This window comes from Paraburkholderia sp. GAS41 (genome assembly GCF_050436545.1).
In the GTDB taxonomy this organism is placed as follows: Bacteria; Pseudomonadota; Gammaproteobacteria; order Burkholderiales; family Burkholderiaceae; genus Paraburkholderia.
On sequence record NZ_JBNDMK010000009.1, the window covers coordinates 217670 to 238475 of the forward strand.

The window sequence follows — 20806 nt, forward strand, 5'->3', positions numbered from 1 at the left end:
CGGCATGATTGGGCAGTTGACCACACTTCACCGCGTCCGCGAGCAGATGCCACTGGCGAGGGAAAACCTGGAACGTAGGCGCCGGCGGCGTGCTTTTTGCTGCCCCACCGATTGCCGCGGTATCCGCGGATACCTAAGCGTACCGACGCGACGCCTGCGAGACGGAATGTTACCTGTCCTGCCGCAAGCCTGCAGGTTATAGACACACTGATCGCGCCCCTTGGCGGCGCTCGCAGTACACTCGCTGTACGCCCTTCTGAGACGCTCTTTCCGTGACTGTTGAACAGATGTCCACTACCCGCGCTTTATCTTTGCGCCCCGGCACAGCGGCGGACGCCGATCTGATCGCATCGATCCACTCCGCCAGCTGGCAAGCCACCTATCGCGGCCTGCTGCCCGACGCCTTCCTCGACGGCGAGGTGGCGCGCGAACGCGCCGCGTACTGGCAGGCGCGTCTCAACGCGCCGGGTTCGGAACGGCGCAAGGTGATGATCGTCGAAATCGCTTGTGAGCCAATCGGATTTGCGTGCTTCGAACGGCAGCCTGACTCCGCATGGGGCGTCTTGCTCGATAACCTGCACGCGCTGCCGGGCCATCAGGGAATGGGTGTCGGCACGCTGCTGATGGCGGCGGCCGTCGACTGGGCACGCGAGCAAGGCGAAAGCCAGCTGTATCTGTACGTGCTGGAAGGCAATACCCCCGCCATCCGTTTTTACGAACGTCAGGGCTGGCAGTTTGCGGGCGCGGAGCCCGATTTCATGGGCGGCGTGGATATCACCGCGTTGCGCTACGTGTATCGACTGGATCACGCTTCCAGCAAGGATTGAGATCGACGCAGCCGATGTAGCCGTCGGCCCGCGGTCTTTTCCGGCGTGTATGACGCACTGCCGGTGAACCGTCCAGGCTATCCGGTCCGCGCATTTTCTTTCGGATTAGTCCGATCGACGCCATCTCTCTTGAACCCCATGATCGACCGCACCTCGGCGGTTGCGCAGCGAAACGTCGCACGATGCCGGGGCGCCGACATGGGCGCCCCGGTTGATGCGCATTTCGTCAACATCGCTCCGAGGCTACATTCCATCAAGAGGCGTTGCGAGAGACCGATGTCGACAACTATCCCCCTCACCCTGATCGAAGGCGCGACGGCCATGCCACGGCTGCGGCCTCTCGACCATTTACCGGCACCGTTCGGTCGCGACTGGGCGTTGCTCCCACCCCATGCCAGTGTGCGCACGGAACTGAAGGCACTCTACGCGGCCATCCTGCGCACGTTTTGCCTCAATGCCGCGGCCATTCTTTCGGTGTGCCGCTGGGACCCTCGGCGCACGCCGGTGGCCGCTGTCAGTCGTGATAGACCCGAAACCCAGGATACGCCCGCACGCGTTCACGCCGAGATCGCGGTAGACGCAAACATCGCGCGGCACGGCTCGGCCTATCGCTGGACGGCATTGGCGGGCGGTGCGTGCGCGCTGGGCGGCGCCGCCGTGCTTGCCTGGTTGGCAAGCCATCATCTGTCGCAGCATCGCGGCACGCATTACGCGACCCAACAAGGTCCGGTGGTGGGGCGTGGGCGTGGTGCGTCTGCAAGGGACACGCGAACGCCGAGCCCAATACCTCTTGCACCGAATCGCAACGGCGCGGCTCGCCTTGCAGGGCCAACTGTTGATCCCACCGACACCGCAGAATCAACCCGCACATCCGCCACACGGCGCCTGCTTATGACGGATGCCGGCAACCTAGATCACACGCTGCGGTCACAAGTAAGCACTGCGCGCCGCAAACCGCGCAATGTCGTCCCAGAGTCTGCCCGGGTCAAACAACAACAAGAGCCAAGCGTAACGGCTTCGTCCAACGCTGCGCCACGACAAGCAACCGGCGAGGTCCGCGCAAGGCGGTGGGCCAAACCCTCGGCTGCAGGCGGATTTTCGCCAGTCGTTCCGGCCGCGCTCGGCATCGACGAGTACGCTTCCATCACGATGTCGGCGGGCACGCATTTACGCGACATTGCCCAGCCACGTTCCGCGCCCCACAGTGCCGCCGTTGGCACAGACAATTCCGAATGGCTAAAACACCTGACGCATCGCCGCGTCACCGAAGTCCCCGAGCAGTTCGCGGAATGACGCCAGCGACAATGCTCGCCCTCCGACAAAACCGTCGCGCATAAGCAAACAGCCCGGGAAATTGCCGGGCTGTTTGCATGAAGCAGAAAGCGAACGCCAGCCAACTCAACGCGGCGCCGGCAACCCCGACTCGTTCTGACGCTGCAGTTGCTGCACCTGATTCTGCACCTCGCGCAACTGGGTCTGAGCCCTCTCCTTCTCGGCCCGCAATGCAACCGCCTCGCTTTGCGCCTGGCGTTGATAATCGTTGACCTTGGCCTGCTGCGTGCGCGCCACTTCGAGATCGGCCTGCAGGCGCTGCGCGCGCTTTTCGGACAACGCGATTACATCCTGAATAAACGCCTTTTGCGCCTGCAACTGAGTACGACGGATCTCCACCTCGGCCAGTTGCGAGGTCTGCTGCACGAAGCCTGCGTAGACAGCCTCGGCGCGAACGTCGTCCTGCGACTTGATCACTCGCCAGAAATGCTTATCTTGAAACAACGCTATGTAGTACGTCATTTCCTGCGGATAGAAGAACAGACTTGCACCATAGCTGCCGTTGTACGTGGTGCGTAACTCGGTGAGTTGCGAGTCGTGGATCATTTGCATCAGTTCGGCGACGTTGCCTTGCGCATCCCCGCCCATATCGCCGACACCACCGGAACCACTGGCACCGTTGATACCTGAAGCCACCTGCAATGCCGCAGCAACCGGCTGCGGCGTCAGCGCATTCATGGCCGGACGCGTCCCGACGACCGGCACCGGATCCGATGCTCCCGCGCTCCCTCCTGCCAGCACGGGACCACCATGCTGCAGCAGCGCACACGTGGTCGCGAGCAACATTGCGCGCCGCACAGTTAAGAGGTACTTCATACTTGCATGCTCCATGCGAATTCCAGACAGCCGGGGATTATCGCGCGGAATGGCGGTCAAGCGAAGCGTTACTGTGTCGCGTCACAACACTTTAAATCGAGATAGATAGTCATCTTAAGGTTCTATCAAACGGATCGATGCATCGCGAAAAAGTATCCCGCTTGATGCACTAAAAAAGAAACAATAAACCGCATGAAGTCACGAAAAATTGCCCGGAAAATCCAATCGGATCCGCGTTAAACCTGCCTGCCAAATAGAGATGGATGCTGCGTGAAATTTCATCGCTCACAAGTGCCACATCTTATATTGCACAACTGATTATCTGATTAAAGCAACGCACAGCGACAGCCCCTTCAAGCCATGATCGAAGCGGTATCCACATAAAACAAAACGGCCCCGTACGAAAACGGAGCCGCCTTTATGCCACTGCTTCGAGCGCGACGAGAGGGTTGCTGCGAACGCTTTTCTAGAACCGCGTTTCGCGCGCCACGCGCAAAAACGTATCGAGCAGTGGCGTGCAGTCCAGCAACTCCGGACCACCCGCACGGTGAAACTCAGGGTGCCACTGCACGCCCATCACGAACGGCGCGCGTCGATAGCGAACCGCTTCGATGATGCCGTCCGCTGCCGACACGGCTTCAATATTGAGATCGCGACCGAGCGTCTTGACCGCCTGATGGTGGATCGAATTGACGATCGCGTCACGACGGCCCGGAAACATGTTGACCAGTGTCGAGCCGTCCGGAAAATGAATGCCGTGGCGATGTTGATCGTAGTGTTCGTTGACGTGCGCGCCGGCGGTCGGTACGTCCGTGGCGATGTCCTGGTAAAGCGTCCCGCCAAACGCCACGTTGATCAGTTGACAGCCCCGGCACACGCCCAGCACCGGCTTGCCGGATTCGATGAATTCGTGCAGCAGTTCCAGTTCGTACATGTCCCGCACCCGATCGCCGGGCCATTCGGGGCTCGTCGCCTGTTCCGCATAGGACTGCGGTGACACATCCGCGCCGCCCTGCAACAACAGGCCGTCGAGATTCTTCGCGTAGTCGCGCAGCCGGATGTTGCTCGGATGCAGCATGCCCTGGTGGCCGACGGTCGGGATCATGAAAACCAGCACGTCGCGCGACATGACCCAGTGCGCAATCGATTCTTCGAGATATTGCAGCGTCTTGCCGCGCAAGCCTTTGGCACCCGGCTCCGGGTGGAAGATCCGCGCCGATACACCGATCCGCAACGTCCGCTGGGTGATCCGTCGCCCTGCCCGGTCGAAGATCTGCCGAGCCCGCGCCGCGATGATGCGGCCGAACACGGACCAGGCCGAGTCGGTCTGCTTCAGATAGCGCGGCGGGGACGGCGGCAACGCGTTCGGCGGCGGCGGGTTCGTGGCCGTGAAATCGGGAGCCGCGCCAAAGCCGGGCGGCACCGTACTGCCAGCCCGCGCGCCGGAGGCAGGCGGCGACACGCTCGCACCGTTCGCGTTCGCAGCTTCAGACGCCGGTGCCGATACCGCTGCAGCAGCTGGCGTCCCCGCGCGCGCAGCATCGCGCATCTGCTTTGTTTGAGCTTCCTGCTGCGCGTAGCCCTCCTGTTGCGCCGTCGACTCAGCCGCAGACGCCCGCGCTTCGGCGGCATCGCGTTGCTGGGCCTCAGCGGTATCCACGGGAGTGACGCTCGACGCGCTGGCGGGATCGTCGGTCGACGAGCGCACGGCCGCTTCTTCAGCCGCCTTCGAAGGCGCGCCAGCTTGGGCAGGCAGATCTTTCAGAGGCGACTGGATGGCGTCCTCATGCGAGACGGGCAAGGAGACCTGCGCAGAGGCGGGCGTTGTCTCGGGCGCTGAACCCGCGGGCAGTGAGACGTCGGGCTTCGAAACCTCAGCCGGCGTGCCGGACGGGGACGGGGTGCCGGGCGTACCGGCATTCTCTGGCTTGTTTTCGCTCATGACTGTCGGACTGGCGCCTTCCACGCGAACGGATGGATATGGACCGATTATCCGCTACCGGGCGAGGCGCGGCAAACCGGCACACAATTGCTCACATTGTTGTCTCACCCTCGTCGGCCGGTGCGATCAACCGGTTGATTCAGGGATCGGGTTGCTCGTCGAAGGTTTCGCGTAGTGCGATCTGCAAGCTCGCGTGGATTTTGACGCACCAGCGCCACAGCAGCGTCATCAGGAGCGCGGCGCACACCAGCACCGCGACGAGCAGCCCGGTCGGCGGCAGAATGCCGCCCGAGAGCGCCGCCACCAGCAGGAACACGCCCACCATCGAGACCACCGGCACCAGATCGGAAATCACCGAGCGGATCGCGCGGTTGAAACGTCCCGCCTTGGCCGGCTGCACGCTGAGCTCCGCGAGTAGCAAGGCGAGTGATTGGGTCTTGCGATACACCGCGACCAGAAACGGCATCGACACCAGCAACGCCACGCTCCATAAGACGACGCGCTGCATCGGCTCGGAGGGCAATCCATGCGCGAGCAGCGTGCTCGCATGCGGCGCGCCGTACGTGACGGCGAGGAAGATCGCCACCACCAGCGCGAGGTTGACCGCGATCTGCAGGACGATCCGGCGCGTGATGCCGAACAGCGTCGGGCCGTCGCTGGCAGGCCGCAGACTGCCGAGCCACTGCGAATACATGCCGAACACGTTGACCACGGCACGTGGCATCGCGCGGCCGAGCCGCTGTGTGAGCGGATCGGCCGCACGGATCAGGTACGGCGTGAAGAGCGTCGTCAAGGCCGACACCGCGACGGCGATCGGGTACAGAAACGCGCTCGTCACCTTCAGTGTGAGACCGAGCGAAGCGATGATGAACGAGAACTCGCCGATCTGCGATACCGTCATGCCGACCCGCATCGCCGTGCGCCCGTCCTTGCCGGCGAGGAACGTGCCGAGGCCGCACGAGACGATCTTGCCGGCGATCACCGCCACCGTGATGACCGCGATCGGCCACGCGTAGTCGACCAGCACATGCGGATTGAGCATCAGGCCGATCGTGACGAAGAAGATCGCCGAAAAGGCGTCGCGCAGCGGCGCAATCAGATGTTCGATGCGATGCAGATGGCGCGACTCGGCCATGATCGCGCCGATCAGGAACGCGCCGAGCGCGATGCTGTAGTCGAGCTTGACCACCAGCAGACAGAAGCCGAAGCAAAAGCCGAGCACGGACACGAGCAGCATCTCGTCGCTGCCCGAGCGGGCCACGTAATTGAGCGCGCGCGGCACGACGAGGATGCCCACCACCAGCGACACGGTCATGAACAGCAATAGCTTGCCGAGCGTGATCAGCGCGATACCCGCGCTCAACTGACCGGTCTGCGCGATGCCGGACAGCAGCACCAGCATGGCAATGGCCAGAATGTCCTCGACGATCAGAATGCCGAACACCAGTTGCGCGAAGCTTTCGCGCTTGAGACCCAACTCGGACAATGCCTTGACGATGATCGTGGTCGAGGAGATCGCCAGGATCGCGCCGAGAAACAGCGAGTCCATCGAATTCCAGCCAAACGCGCTGCCGATCTCATAACCGAGCCACAACATCAGCACGATCTCGGACAGCGCCGCGACGATCGCCGTCGCGCCGACCTGAAACAGCTTGCGCAGGCTGAATTCGAGCCCCAGCGAAAACATCAGGAACACGACGCCGAGTTCGCCCAGGGTCTGGATGGTCTGCTCGTCGTGGATCAACTGAAACGGCGGCGTGTAGGGGCCGATGATGACGCCCGCAGCAATGTAGCCGAGCACCACCGGCTGTTTCAGGCGATGAAACAGTACCGTGACGACGCCCGCGAGCGCCATGACCACCGCCAGGTCCTGAATGAAGCCGATACCGTGGTGCATACGCCGAGTTTCCTTACAAAAAGTAATATTGAAAAGCGATAGTAACTCACCCGGGTAACAAGCCGGTCGGGTCGTGTCGTGACTTCCGCAGCACGCGTTGCCGAACGCAGCCGCACGATCGCTGCGGCGCGTGGGAAGCCTTGTTCTACAATTCTTGCGACCTTCACCCGGATTTAATCGTCAACCGCATCTAACCGGACCTGAACGACCATGGCCACTGAATTCACGCCCTTTCCGCCGCTCGCCCAGCTCGCTGCCGAGCTGGCCGCGGGCCGCACCACCAGCCGCAAGCTCGTTGAAACCGCGCTCGAACGCATCGCCGATCCGGCCGGCCAGGGCTCGACCGTCTTCATGCATGTCGATGCCGACAGCGCCCGCGCCGCCGCCGACGGCCACGACCGGCTGCGTGCCGCCGGCACGGTGCTGTCGCCGCTTGCCGGCATTCCGGTGTCGGTCAAGGACCTGTTCGACATCGAAGGCCAGGTGACGCGCGCCGGTTCGCTGGCGCTAACCGACGCGCCGCCCGCCGCCGCCGACGCGGTCGCGGTGGCGCGCCTGAAACGGGCTGGCGCGGTGATCGTCGGGCGCACGAACATGAGCGAGTTCGCCTTCTCAGGACTCGGCCTGAATCCGCACTACGGCCATCCGCTGTCGCCCTACCAGCGTGACGTGAAGGGCGATGAGCGGGTGTCCGGCGGCTCGTCTTCGGGGGCGGCGGCGTCGGTGGCCGACGGCATGGCGGCTATCGCGCTCGCCACCGACACGGGCGGTTCGATCCGCATCCCGGCGGCGCTGTGCGGCCTGACCGGCTTCAAGCCCACTGCCGATCGCATCCCGAAGCAAGGCGGCGTGCCGCTCTCCACCACGCTCGATTCGTTCGGACCGATTGGCGTGTCGGTCGCCTGCTGCGCGCTGCTCGACCGGATGCTCGCCGGGCTCGAACCGCGTATTCCGGCGCTTCGTCCGCTCGAAGGCGTACGGCTCGGCGTGTTGACCAACTATGTGACGGACGGCGTCGACCCGGCTGTGGCAGCCGCGCTCGACGTCGCGCTCAAGCATCTGGAAGCGGCCGGCGCGATCGTCAGCGAAGTGCGTTTTGCACCGCTCGAGCGCTTGCCGGAGATCAACCGTTTCGGTTTTCCGTCGATTGAAGCGTATGCGTGGCATCGCCCGTTGCTGGAAAAGCACCGCGAGCAGTACGACCCGCGCGTGCTGACACGCATCCTCAAGGGGCAGCCGGCCAGCGCCGCCGACTACCTCGACCTGGTGGCCGAGCGCACCGCGCTGCTGGAGGCCGCCCGCGGGCTGTGGCAACGCTTCGACGCGATCGTCGCGCCCACGGTGCCGGTCGTGCCGCCGCGCGTAGCCGATCTCGTACATGACGACGATGTCTTCAGCCGCACCAACGCGTTGATCCTGCGCAATCCGAGCGCCTTCAACTTTCTCGATACCTGTGCGCTCTCGCTGCCCTGCCATCGCCGTGGCGACGCGCCGGTCGGACTGATGCTGGCGGGCGCGCCACACGGTGACGATGCGTTGCTGGCGATCGGCCGGGCCGCCGAAGCGGTGCTCAACACGATCCGCTAGCAAACCATCAGACGAAAAACAGGGCCGCAGTGTTCGCGCTAGAATCGCGGACACCCACCCCTTTGGGTTTTCGACTTTCGACAGCCACACGATCCATGAATAACGACAATGCGATGCTGCGCCGCGAGCGCTCCCTGCTGGTTCTGCTTGGTCTGATCTGCGTTGCGCTGGTTGGCGGCGCGCTGTACATGCAGTACGCCCTGCACGAAGACCCATGCCCGCTGTGCATTCTGCAGCGCTACTTCTTTCTGCTGATCGCGATCTTCGCGTTCCTCGGCGCGCGTTTCAACAGCTGGCGCGGCGTGCGGCTACTCGAAGTGCTAGCCGCGATTTCGGCGTTGGCGGGCATCGTGACGGCGGCACGCCACGTCTACGTGCTGGCGAATCCGGGTTTCAGCTGCGGTTTCGATGCGCTGCAACCGCTGGTCGACAGCCTGCCGCCGGCTCACTGGCTGCCGGGCGTGTTCAAGGTCGCGGGATTGTGCGAAACAGCCTATCCGCCGATTTTTGGCCTTTCCCTGCCGGAATGGTCGCTGCTCGCCTTTTTCGTCGCGTATGTGCCCCTCGCGTTGAGCCTCATCCGCAATCGTCGCCGGATTGCCTGAGCCGTCAGGCGGCCTGCGCCCCAATGCGCTTTCCCGCCGCAGAGGTTCACATGGTCCAGTTTCCCAGCCATGGGCCCGGTTCTCCGCCGGGCCGGACCGCGCTGGGACGCGCCGCCAAGGTCTGCGTCGTCGTAAACACCTAGGGCCCTTCCTGGCCCTTTTTTGACCGCTGCCGGTCCCCATTTCCGCTTCCTCGCGCACCACGCGCCAGCCGCTGCGCCCTGCTCCGCCTGCCTTTGCGGCAACCGCGCCGGCTTCGCCCCCGTCCCGCTGCCCGCTACGTCCCTGTGGCTCATGACCCCGCGCGAATAACCCGCATCACCCTCGCGAAATATTTTCGGGACGAGGGAGTGCTATCTTCAAATATGGATGGCGATCTACGTGCGCGAGGCCGGCTACGGTGCGACCCCCTGCGTAACGCGCGCCCGGTCCGCAATGTCTTTCGGATTCGCCATGACAACGCAAACCATCCGCTTCTATTACCGTGGGGCCGTCCATGAGGTTCAGGGCGTGCCGGCGACGCGCACTGTGCTGCAGCACCTGCGCGAAGACCTGCATTGCACGGGCACCAAGGAAGGTTGCGCGGAAGGCGACTGCGGCGCCTGCACCGTCGTGCTCGGCGAACTGACCGGCGCAGGCCGGCTGACGCTCAAAGCCGTCAATGCCTGCATCCAGTTTCTGCCCACGCTCGACGGCCGGGCGCTTTTCACCGTCGAAGACCTGCGCGCGGCCGACGGCGCGCTGCATCCCGTGCAACAGGCCATGGTCGACTGTCACGGCTCGCAATGCGGCTTCTGTACGCCCGGTTTCGTGATGTCGATGTGGGCTCTGTACGAGAACCAGCCGGCCGCCGCCGGGCTCCCGACCCGCGACGAAATCAACACCGCCCTGTCCGGCAATCTGTGCCGCTGCACCGGTTACCGGCCGATCGTCGACGCGGCGCAGAAGATGTTCGACTACGCCCGCTATCCGCGCATCGCGTTCGATCGCCCCGCCGTCGCCGAGGCGTTAGAGCCGCTGCAACGCAAGGACACCTTCGAATACCGCGCGCCCGACGTGCGCGGCGCGGCCTTCGGCACGCCCGCGTTCTACGCGCCGGTCACGCTGAATGCCTTCGCGGCCTTGCGTGTGCAGCATCCGCAAGCGCGCCTGCTCGCCGGCAGCACGGATGTGGGCCTGTGGGTCACCAAGCAGTTTCGCGACCTGGGCGACATCCTGTACCTCGGCAACGTAGCCGAACTCAAAACCATAGGACGCGACGCGCAAATCCTGACCATCGGCGCGGCGGTCACGCTGGAAGAAGCGTACGCCGCGCTCGCCGCCGACTATCCCGAGCTCGCCGAACTCTGGACCCGCTTCGCCTCGTTGCCGATCCGCAATGCCGGCACGCTCGGCGGCAATGTCGCGAACGGTTCGCCGATCGGCGATTCGATGCCGGCGCTGCTCGCACTCGGCGCTGAAGTCGTGCTAAGGCACGGCGCCAAAACGCGCACGCTGCCTCTGGATGCGTTCTACCTCGGCTATCAGAAGACGGCGCTCGCTGCCGGTGAATTCGTCGCGGCGATCCGGGTGCCGCGTCCAGCGCCTAACCTGCGCTTTCGCACCTATAAGGTTTCGAAGCGCTACGACCAGGATATCTCGGCGGTTTGCGCCGCGTTTGCCCTGCGCATCGCTGATGGCACGATCGCCGAAGCGCGTATCGCGTTCGGTGGCATGGCCGCGACGCCAAAGCGCGCCGCCCACGTCGAAGCCGCGCTGACCGGTGCGGCCTGGAATGACGCGACGACCCGGCGCGTCATGGACGCGCTTGCCGCCGACTATCAGCCGCTTAGCGACATGCGGGCGTCGAGCGCGTATCGTCTGAAGGTGGCGCGCAATCTGCTGCGACGCTTCCAGCTGGAAACGCGCGACGATGCACCGCTCGCGCTGCTGGACGTGAATGCCTTCGCATTCGAAGCCGGCGTAGCCGGCGCCGCCGATGCAACGTCCGCGCAGGAGTCAGCGTGATGAACAGGCAAACCGATGCTTTCATCCAGCATGCCGCGGACCGTGAAGAGGCCGTCGCGATCGGCACGTCCTTGCCGCATGAATCCGCCGCGTTGCATGTAAGCGGCGAAGCCGCCTATACCGACGATCTGCCGGAACTCCACGGCACGCTGCACGCCGCGCTCGGCCTCGCGCGCCATGCGCACGCCCGCATCGTGTCGCTCGACCTCGACGCGGTGCGCCGCGCTCCCGGTGTGATCGCGGTGCTGTGCGCGGCCGACATCCCCGGTGAGAACAATTGCGGCCCGGTGCTGCACGACGATCCGATTCTGGCCGACAGCGAAGTGCTGTATCTCGGCCAACCGGTGTTCGCCGTGATCGCCGAGAGTCACGAACTGGCACGCCGCGCCGCGGCGCTCGCGAAGAGCGACGAAGTGGTCCGCTACGAGCCGCTGGAAGGGGTGCTGACACCAGCCGAAGCGAAGGCGAGGAAGCAGTTCGTCTTGCCGCCGCTGCATCTGAAACGCGGCGAACCCGCCGCCAAAATCGCCGCCGCGCCCCATCAGATTGCGGGAACATTCGAAGTCGGCGGTCAGGAACAGTTCTATCTGGAAGGACAGGTCGCCTACGCGATCCCCAAAGAGATGAACGGCATGCTCGTCTACAGTTCGACGCAGCATCCGAGCGAAATGCAGCAGGTGGTCGCGCATATGCTCGGCTGGCCGGCGCATGGCGTGGTCTGCGAATGCCGTCGCATGGGCGGCGGCTTCGGCGGCAAGGAATCACAATCGGCCCTGTTTGCCTGTATCGCCGCGCTCGCCGCACAACGGCTGCAGCGTCCGGTCAAAGTGCGCGCCGATCGCGACGACGACTTCATGATTACCGGCAAGCGTCACGACGCCGTCTATGAGTATCAGGCCGGCTTCGACGACACCGGCCGCATTCTCGGCGCGCGCGTCGAGATCGCGCTGCGCGCGGGCTATTCGGCGGACCTCTCCGGCGCCGTGGCCACGCGTGCCGTGTGTCACTTCGACAATGCCTATTACCTGTCCGACGTCGAGATTATTGCCTTGTGCTGCAAGACCAATACGCAGTCGAACACGGCGTTTCGCGGCTTCGGCGGCCCACAGGGCGCGCTGGTGATGGAAGTGATGCTCGACAGCATCGCCCGGCAACTGAAATGCGATCCGCTCGATGTGCGGCTGGCCAACTACTACGGGATCGGCGAGCGCGACGTCACGCCGTATGGTCAGCGGGTCGAAGACAACGTGATCGCGCCGCTCACCGAGGCCCTGCTCGCCACCAGCGACTATCGCGCCCGCCGCGCGGCGCTGCCCGCCAGTAACGCGGCGAGTCCGGTGCTCAAACGCGGCATCGCCTTCTCGCCGCTGAAGTTCGGCATTTCGTTCAACGTACCGTTCCTCAATCAGGCCGGCGCGCTGGTGCACGTGTACAAGGACGGCTCGATCCTCGTCAATCACGGCGGCACGGAAATGGGCCAGGGCTTGAACACGAAGGTGGCTCAGGTGGTGGCGAACGAATTCGGCGTGCCGCGCTCGCGCGTGCGCGCGACGGCGACGGACACGTCCAAGGTGGCCAACACGTCCGCGACGGCCGCCTCCACCGGCAGCGATCTGAACGGCAAAGCCGCCGAAGCGGCGGCGCGCACGATCCGCGACCGGCTGGCAGCGCTCGCCGCGCAAGAACTCGGCGGCGAAACCAGCGCCGTGCAGTTCAGGGACAGCATGGTGCACGTCAACGACGTGGCAATGCCGTTCGCACAACTCGTCAGCGCCGCGTATCTTGCCCGCGTGCAGTTGTGGTCCGACGGTTTCTATACGACACCCAAGGTGCACTGGGACGCGAAAAACCTCACCGGTCACCCGTTTTACTATTTCGCTTATGGCGCGGCGGTGTCGGAAGTGGTGATCGATACGCTGACCGGTGAATGGAAGCTCGTGCGCGCCGATGTCCTGCATGACGCCGGACAGTCGATCAACCCGGCCATCGATATCGGCCAGGTCGAAGGCGGCTTCATCCAGGGAATGGGCTGGCTCACCACCGAGGAACTCTGGTGGAACCGCGAGGGTCGACTGATGACGCACGCCCCGTCGACCTACAAGATTCCAGCCGTGAGCGATTCGCGACGCCATTGCAGCCGCAGCGCCGCAGGTCGAACAGGCACCGTCCCTGCGCGCGCCTGCCACGCCCGAGGCGATCCTCGATGCGCTGGACGCGCTGGTGCCAGCGCCTGCCGAGGCACCGCCCGGCTCGAGCGGTGCGCAGGTGGAAAACGCGACGCAAGAAGGTCATCAAGGCGGCCAGACGGACACACCGGCAAGCATCGACGCCGCCACCTGATTTTTCACGCGCTGCGCGACACGAACGCGCGGCGCCACGCATAACCGGCCACACGGACACCCCGTGCGGCCATGGAAGGAGAAGCGCCGGATGCATATTTGGCTCACCGATCTGCAACAACTGCTCAGCCACGGCGACGCTGCCGTGCTGGTGACGGTGGCGCGCGTCGAGGGATCGGCACCACGCGAGGCGGGCACGAAGATGATCGTCACGCGCGATTCGGCGCGGCATACGATCGGCGGCGGCCATCTCGAATGGAAAGCCATCGAAACCGCGCGCCAGGTCCTCAAGGAAGGCATGCGTGTGCCGCATATGCGCCGCCTCGAACGCTTCGCACTCGGCCCGAGTCTCGGCCAATGCTGCGGCGGCGCGGTGGTGCTCGCATTCGAGCGGCTGGATGTCGGCGATCTCGGCTGGATCAGTTCGCTGGCGAAGCGCGTAGCCGCCGGTCAGTCGACGGTGCGTAGCGTATCATTCGGGCCCGCGCCGGATGCGGTCATGCTGTCCGAGCCCGAACCGGGCGTCGAAGGCCCCGACTGTCTGCTGTGGGACGGCGCCGGTTTCGACGAAAGCAGCTCGCTGCTCACCGAGACCATCGCGCCGCGCGACTTCGCCGTCGTGCTGTTCGGCGCCGGGCACGTCGGCGCGGCGCTCGTTCGCGTGCTGGGCACGCTGCCGTGCCATGTGCGCTGGGTCGACGAGCGCGACGCGCAGTTTCCGCCGCCCGAGTTGCTGCAGGCGTCGAATGTGACGATCGATCCGACCGATGCGCCCGACGAGGCCATCGACCAGGCGGCGCCGCATACGTACTTCATCGTGATGACGCACAACCATGCGCTCGACCTCGAACTCGCCGAGCGTATCCTGCGGCGCGGCGACTTCGCGTTCTTCGGCATGATCGGCTCGCACAGCAAGCGCAAGCAGTTCGAGCACCGGCTCGCCGCACGCGGCATCGACCCGGCGCACGTGGCCCGGATGAAATGCCCGCTCGGCGTGGACGGCATCGTCGACAAGTCGCCGGAGATCATTGCGATCGCCGCGGCCGCGCAGGTGCTGCAGGCGGTCGAAGCGAACGCCCACGCAACCCAGGCAGCATGATGAAGCAACGATCAACTGCGGACCTCCGGCACGGATCGGCTCATCCCCAATCAGACCATTGAAGAACTGAACATGAACACAACGACCACCCTCACTCTCGCCGACAAGGTGGCAGGCGCGCCAAAGGCCGAACTGCATATCCATATCGAAGGTTCCCTGGAACCCGAGCTGATCTTCGCGCTTGCCGCGCGCAACGGCGTGAAGCTCGCCTACGACTCGATCGACGCCCTGCGCGCCGCGTATGCATTTACCGATCTGCAGTCGTTTCTCGACATCTACTACGCAGGCGCAAGCGTCCTGCTGCATGAGCAGGATTTCTACGACATGACGATGGCCTACGTCGAGCGCTCGCTCGCGGACAACGTCACGCACACCGAAATCTTCTTCGACCCGCAAACTCACACCGAACGCGGTGTGTCGATCGCCACCGCCGTGGCCGGGATCGAGCGCGCGCTGGCCGACGCCGAACAGCGCGCTCTGACGAGCAAGCTGATTCTGTGCTTCCTGCGCCATCTGTCAGAAGAGGATGCGCTCGCCACCTTCGAGGAAGCGTTGCCGCTGTTCGATCAGTATCCGCATCGGCTGATCGGCGTGGGGCTCGATTCGTCGGAGCGTGGTCATCCGCCGTCGAAGTTCGAGCGCGTGTTTGCGAAAGCGCGTGCCAAGGGGCTGAAGCTCGTCGCGCATGCCGGCGAGGAAGGCCCGCCGTCGTATATCTACGAAGCGCTCGATCTGCTGAAGGTGGATCGCGTCGACCACGGCGTGCGCAGCATCGAAGACCCAATGCTCGTCACGCGTCTGGCCGACACGCGCGTGGCGCTCACCGTGTGCCCGCTGTCGAACCTGAAGCTGTGCGTGTTCGACGACCTGACCCAACACACGCTCAAGGCGCTGCTCGACCAGGGCGTCGCCGTCACCGTGAATTCCGACGATCCGGCTTACTTCGGCGGCTACGTCAACGCGAACTACCTCGCCATCATCGAGGCGCTCAAGCTTACCGACGCCGAGGTCTACACCATCATCCGCAACAGCTTCGAAGCGGCGTTCGTGACGCCCGCCGAACGCGACGCATTGATCGCGAAGCTCGACGCGCACTGGCACGCCGTCGAGGTGAGCTGACTTGCGCGGTTGCGCCTGAGCAGCAGAGGACGGTGCAGTCCTCTGCGCCCCCTTTACATTCTCATATAACGGAGACGGTTTTCCCCATGACTCACTCGGCTAAAGCGGCCCAAACCGCATTCCGCGCGCAACTGCTGACGTTCAACGGCGACCCGGCGCAATCGTCCGACGCGGCGGTCTTCCACGAAGACGGCCTGCTGATCGTCGAAGACGGCCATGTCGTCGCAACAGGCGCGTACGCAGCGCTCTCGTCGCAGCTCGCCGCCGGCACGCAAGTGCAGGACCTGCGCGACAAGCTGATCGTGCCGGGCTTCATCGACACGCACATCCACTATCCGCAAACGGACATGATCGCCTCGCCGGCACCCGGTCTGCTGCCGTGGCTCGAAACCTACACCTTCCCCACCGAGCGCCGCTTCACCGATCCGGCCTACGCGCAGGACACCGCGAGCTTCTTCGTCGAAGAACTGCTGGCCTGCGGCACGACCACGGCGCTGGTGTATTGCACGGTGCATAAGGAATCGGCGGACGCGCTCTTCACGGAAAGCGCGGCGCGCAACCTGCGCATGGTGGCCGGCAAGGTGCTGATGGACCGTAACTGCCCCGAGTTCCTGCGCGACACCGCGCAATCGGGCTACGACGACAGCGCCGAGCTGATCGGCCGCTGGCACAACCGCGGGCGCCAGATGTACGCGCTGACGCCGCGCTTCGCCCCGACCTCCACCGAAGCCCAGCTCGAAGCCTGCGGCGAACTCGCGCGCCAGCATCCGGATATCTTCATCCAGAGCCACGTCGCGGAGAATACCGACGAAGTGAAATGGGTCGCCGATCTGTTCCCGGGACACCGCAGCTATCTGGATATCTACGATCACTACGGCCTGCTGCGGCGCCGCGCCGTGTATGGGCATTGCATCCACCTCGATGCGGAAGACCGCAAGCGGATGGCGCAGACCGGCACGGTGGCCTCGCACTGCCCGACCTCGAACCTGTTCCTCGGCAGCGGCCTGTTCGACTTCGACAAGGCCGACGAAGCCGGCATGCCGATCGCGCTGGCGACCGACGTGGGCGGCGGCACCTCGTTCTCGATGCTGCAAACCATGAACGAAGCGCACAAGGTGGCGCGTCTGACCGGCCATCATCTGACGGCCACGCGGATGTTCTGGCTCGCCACCGCGGGCGCGGCAGAAGCGCTCGATCTGGCGGACAAGGTGGGGACGCTGGCGCCGAAGTCGGAAGCCGATTTCGTCGTGCTCGACCCGCAGGCAACGCCGCTGCTCGCGCGCCGCACGGCACGCACCGAGTCGCTGGAAGAACTGCTGTTCGCGTTCGCGCTGCTCGGCGACGACCGCGCCATTTTCGAAACCTACGCGGCCGGCAAACGTGTGCACCGGCGCGACGAGGCGCGGCAACATGCAGCGCGCAAGGCGAAGATCGCCGCGTAAATGCGTGCAACTGGCGGTAGCTCGCGGCCGCTGGCTGCCTCCAGCAACCGCCAGCGGCTGCCCGCGGGTTGCACGCTGACCGCTTACTGCGCGACCACCGCCGCTGAAGTCGGCGGAGCGGTCGGAGCGATCGAAGCGGGCGCCGGCACACCGGCCGCCTCGTTCGACACGCCCGCGTTCTTGTCCAGCGGCAGCTTGACCGTGCGCACCGCGCCGTTGCCCAGCGGGAAGTCTGCCAGCGCGCTACGCACCAGATAAGGCATCGCTCGCACCAGCGACGGTTCGTCGCCCGCATTGCGCGCCATCACGTTGTAGACCTCCTTACCCGTCGCGCGCTCGGTCATGCGGATACCGAGCGTATGCGAAAACACCGGGTACGACTGACTCACGTAAGCCGGCGGGAACGGTCCGAACGCTCCCCACGGATCAAGCGGACGCCCCCAGAAAGGTCCGGGCCAGGGACTGCTGTAGAAGACCGGCTGGGTGACGTTGATCGTCTCGCCCTTCGTGCCGTATGAAAGACCCACCAGGTAATGAGCCTGCTGCGCGTCCACCTGCCTGAACGCGCGCGTTGCCAGTTCGTTGGCAACCTCGATTTCGTAAGTCTGCTGTTCGAGGCTGTTCTGCTGGGCGGGGCCGCGCGTGAACGCATAGGTGCGGCTCGTGTCGCTGCCGCTCCAGTCGGAGAAGGCCGTCACCTGGGTGGTCACATAAGTGGTGCAGCCAGAGAGCACTGTCGTCAGCGCCACCAGCATCAGCATGGCGCGCCGGGTCCAACGGTCCGATTTCATGGTCTTCCTCTTCCTTACGTTTATCCGCCGCATCGGTGCGCGGCGGCCCGATCATACGCTGACCTGGCCCCTACACAAAAAGTTCGGCGCACAGAGCACGCCCGAGCTTTGTACAATGGCTCGGTATACCGGTGCGCACTGGCGTGCGCGGCCGGCTTGAGACCCTATTCCTAGAAAATGCCATGGCTGATACCGCTACACCTCCTGTGATCCGCCGCGCCGACTACGCGCCGCCCGCTTTCCTGATCGATACCGTTGCCCTTGAATTCGACCTCGTGCCCGAACGCACGCTCGTCAAGAACACGATGCGCGTGCGCCGCAATCCCGACGCCGCGCGTGCCACGAACCTCGAACTGATCGGCGAGCGCCTTGAATTCGTCAGCGCGGCGATCGACGGCAAGCCGTATGCCGCCGTGCGTCCGAACGAACACGGGCTGACGGTCGAGAACGTGCCGGAGAGCTTCGAACTGACGCTCGTCAGTTTCTGTAAGCCCATTGAAAACACTACGCTTTCCGGACTGTATGTGTCCAGCGGCAACTTCTTCACCCAATGTGAGGCGGAAGGTTTTCACGGCATCACCTATTTCCTCGACCGCCCGGACGTAATGTCCACCTACACGGTCACGCTGCGCGCCGACAAGGCCGCGTATCCGGTGCTGCTGTCCAACGGCAACCTGCTCGAAGAAGGCGAGCTGCCGGACGGCCGCCATTTCGCCCGCTGGGAAGATCCGTTCCGCAAGCCCTGCTATCTGTTCGCCCTCGTGGCGGGCAAGCTGGTGTGCATCGAAGAGCGCGTGAAGAGCGGTTCCGGCGCGGAAAAGCTGTTGCAGGTGTGGGTCGAACCGTATGATCTCGACAAGACCCGTCACGCCATGGATTCGCTGATCCATTCGATCCGCTGGGACGAGGAGCGTTTCGGGCTCGAGCTGGATCTGGACCGCTTCATGATCGTCGCCGTGAGCGACTTCAACATGGGCGCGATGGAAAACAAGGGGCTCAACATCTTCAACACGAAGTACGTGCTGGCGAACCCCGAAACCGCGAGCGATACCGACTTCGCCAACATCGAAGCCGTGGTCGGCCACGAGTATTTCCACAACTGGACCGGCAACCGCGTCACGTGCCGCGACTGGTTCCAGTTGAGCCTGAAAGAAGGCCTGACGGTGTTCCGCGACCAGGAGTTCTCCGCCGACATGGCAGGCGGCGCGACCGACGAAGCGGCGCGCGCCACCAAGCGGATCGAGGACGTGCGGGTACTGCGCCAGATGCAGTTCGCCGAAGACGCGGGTCCGATGGCCCATCCGGTGCGCCCGGAAAGCTACGTCGAGATCAACAACTTCTACACGATGACCGTCTATGAAAAAGGCGCGGAAGTCGTGCGGATGTATCAGACCTTGTTCGGCCGCGAAGGCTTCCGCAAGGGCATGGATCTGTACTTCAAGCGGCACGACGGCCAGGCGGTGACCTGCGACGACTTCCGTCATGCAATGGCGGACGCGAACGGTCGCGACCTCACGCAATACGAGCGCTGGTACAGCCAGGCCGGCACGCCGCGCGTGGCCGTCAAGACCGAGTACGACGCCGCGCAGCGCAGCTACCGCGTGACGCTCACGCAAGGTTATGGAGACGCCGCCGCAGCCGCCCGCGAAACGCAAAAGGGCGCCTTGCTGATCCCGTTTGCGATTGGCCTGATCGGCAAGGACGGTGCCGACCTGCCGCTGCATCTGCAAGGCGAAGCGAGCGCGGCGCCCGGCACCACGCGCGTGCTTGAACTGACCGAAACCACGCAGACGTTCACGTTCGTCGATGTCGCCGAAAAGCCGCTGCCTTCGCTGTTGCGCAATTTCTCGGCACCGGTGATCGTCGAATACGATTACACCGCCGACGAACTGGCCTTCCTGCTCGCTCACGACAGCGATCCGTTCAACCGCTGGGAAGCCGGTCAACGGCTTGCGACGCGCGAACTGCTGGCGTTGACCGCGCGTGCCGCGAGCGGTTTGCCGCTGCAACTGGACGATTCGATCGTCGCCGCGTTTGCACGCGTGCTGACCGACGAGTCGCTCTCTCCGGCGTTCCGTGAACTAGCGCTGATCCTGCCGTCCGAGACGTATCTGGCCGAGCAGATGGCCGAGTCGAACCCGGCGGCCGTTCATAGCGCCCGCCAGTTCGTGCGCAAGCGTCTTGCCACCGCCCTCAAGGATGAATGGCTCACGGTGTACGAACAACACCACACGCCGGGTGCGTATGAAGCCACTTCGAAGGCCAGCGGCCATCGCGCACTGAAGAATCTCGCGCTGTCCTACCTGGCCGAACTGGACGATCCAGCCGACGCGGTGCGGCTCGCCTCGGCGCAATACGCTGCGGCCAACAACATGACCGATCGCTCGGCGGCACTGTCCGCCTTGCTCAATGCGGCGGCTGCGGGCGGAGGCACCCACGCGCAAGATGCGCTGGCCGACTTCTACCGTCGCTTCGAGCAGGAACCGCTCGTCATCGACAAGTGGTTCGCCCTGCAGGCCACCCAACGCGGCACCGCCCAGCAGCCGGTAATCGGGAGCGTGCGCAAGCTGATGGCGCATGCGGCATTCAACCTGAAAAACCCGAACCGCGCCCGCTCGCTGATTTTCAGCTTCTGCATGGCCAACCCGGCGCAATTTCATGCCGAAGACGGTTCGGGCTATGCGTTCTGGGCCGAGCAGGTGATTGCGCTCGACGCGCTGAATCCGCAGGTCGCCGCGCGGCTGGCGCGCTCGCTTGAACTGTGGCGCCGCTTCACGCCCACGCTGCGCGAAGGCATGCGTGCCGCGCTCGAGAACGTGGCTGCGCAAGCGAAGTCGCGTGATGTGCGCGAAATCGTGGAAAAGGCTCTGGCCTGATCTTCGCAGGCGCTCTCAGGCGGGAAGAAGCCGGCACGGGTTGCCGGCTTTTTTTCGCCCATAGAAATAGATCTGCAGGAGGCTGCGTAAGAATTAGTTAGCCATCCGGACGACTGTTTTTGTCCGG

General features: G+C 64.5%; 13 protein-coding genes and 1 pseudogene. 10 read left to right on the plus strand and 4 right to left on the minus strand.

Translation table 11 applies throughout. The annotated features are described in order from the left end of the window. Nucleotides 1-287 precede the first annotated feature (287 nt). Both P3T43_RS15460 and P3T43_RS15465 read left to right on the plus strand, forming a co-directional pair. Entirely contained in the window at nucleotides 288-827 is a 540-nt protein-coding gene (locus P3T43_RS15460; RefSeq protein WP_429281898.1) for an N-acetyltransferase family protein, read from the plus strand. A 138-nt stretch (nucleotides 828-965) separates the two neighbouring features. Continuing rightward, nucleotides 966-2120, plus strand: coding sequence for a hypothetical protein (locus tag P3T43_RS15465; protein WP_429281899.1), 1155 nt, complete (start codon nucleotides 966-968; stop codon nucleotides 2118-2120). A gap of 105 nt (nucleotides 2121-2225) precedes the next feature. Here P3T43_RS15465 and P3T43_RS15470 read toward each other — a convergent pair whose 3' ends face one another. The 3 genes from P3T43_RS15470 to P3T43_RS15480 all read right to left on the minus strand — a co-directional run bounded on the left by P3T43_RS15470 (nucleotide 2226) and on the right by P3T43_RS15480 (nucleotide 6814). Then, nucleotides 2226-2975 (minus strand): DUF2968 domain-containing protein, encoded by a 750-nt coding sequence (locus P3T43_RS15470; RefSeq protein WP_429281900.1) that lies wholly within the window; start codon nucleotides 2973-2975, stop codon nucleotides 2226-2228. A 466-nt stretch (nucleotides 2976-3441) separates the two neighbouring features. Then, nucleotides 3442-4917, minus strand: coding sequence for a gamma-glutamyl-gamma-aminobutyrate hydrolase family protein (locus P3T43_RS15475; protein ID WP_429281901.1), 1476 nt, complete (start codon nucleotides 4915-4917; stop codon nucleotides 3442-3444). Nucleotides 4918-5056: 139 nt separating this feature from the next. After that, nucleotides 5057-6814 (minus strand): cation:proton antiporter, encoded by a 1758-nt coding sequence (locus tag P3T43_RS15480; RefSeq protein ID WP_429281902.1) that lies wholly within the window; start codon nucleotides 6812-6814, stop codon nucleotides 5057-5059. A gap of 210 nt (nucleotides 6815-7024) precedes the next feature. On the opposite strand from P3T43_RS15480, the gene P3T43_RS15485 reads away from it, so the two are divergent. The 7 genes and pseudogenes from P3T43_RS15485 (at nucleotide 7025) to guaD (ending at nucleotide 17012) form a co-directional block, all read left to right on the plus strand. Then, complete coding sequence (locus tag P3T43_RS15485; protein ID WP_429281903.1) at nucleotides 7025-8401, plus strand: amidase; 1377 nt, start codon at nucleotides 7025-7027, stop codon at nucleotides 8399-8401. Nucleotides 8402-8496: 95 nt separating this feature from the next. Further along, complete coding sequence (locus P3T43_RS15490; RefSeq protein ID WP_429281904.1) at nucleotides 8497-9006, plus strand: disulfide bond formation protein B; 510 nt, start codon at nucleotides 8497-8499, stop codon at nucleotides 9004-9006. Between the two features lie 453 nt (nucleotides 9007-9459). Further along, nucleotides 9460-11013: a xanthine dehydrogenase small subunit gene (gene xdhA, locus P3T43_RS15495; protein WP_429281905.1), complete on the plus strand. Its 1554-nt coding sequence runs from the start codon at nucleotides 9460-9462 to the stop codon at nucleotides 11011-11013. Continuing rightward, nucleotides 11013-13353: pseudogene (gene xdhB / locus P3T43_RS15500) on the plus strand (xanthine dehydrogenase molybdopterin binding subunit). The gene xdhA and the pseudogene xdhB overlap by 1 nt, the downstream one beginning before the upstream one ends. Before the next feature lie 90 nt (nucleotides 13354-13443). Further along, nucleotides 13444-14451, plus strand: coding sequence for a xanthine dehydrogenase accessory protein XdhC (xdhC, locus tag P3T43_RS15505; protein ID WP_429281906.1), 1008 nt, complete (start codon nucleotides 13444-13446; stop codon nucleotides 14449-14451). A 72-nt stretch (nucleotides 14452-14523) separates the two neighbouring features. Continuing rightward, nucleotides 14524-15570, plus strand: coding sequence for an adenosine deaminase (locus P3T43_RS15510; RefSeq protein ID WP_429281907.1), 1047 nt, complete (start codon nucleotides 14524-14526; stop codon nucleotides 15568-15570). Between the two features lie 86 nt (nucleotides 15571-15656). After that, nucleotides 15657-17012, plus strand: coding sequence for a guanine deaminase (gene guaD / locus P3T43_RS15515; protein WP_429281908.1), 1356 nt, complete (start codon nucleotides 15657-15659; stop codon nucleotides 17010-17012). 83 nt (nucleotides 17013-17095) lie between these two features. Here guaD and P3T43_RS15520 read toward each other — a convergent pair whose 3' ends face one another. Beyond that, nucleotides 17096-17803 (minus strand): DUF4136 domain-containing protein, encoded by a 708-nt coding sequence (locus tag P3T43_RS15520; protein ID WP_429281909.1) that lies wholly within the window; start codon nucleotides 17801-17803, stop codon nucleotides 17096-17098. Between the two features lie 182 nt (nucleotides 17804-17985). Here P3T43_RS15520 and pepN point away from each other — a divergent pair, with 182 nt between their 5' ends. Next, nucleotides 17986-20679, plus strand: a complete 2694-nt coding sequence (gene pepN, locus P3T43_RS15525) for an aminopeptidase N (protein WP_429281910.1) — start codon at nucleotides 17986-17988, stop codon at nucleotides 20677-20679. Nucleotides 20680-20806 lie beyond the last annotated feature (127 nt).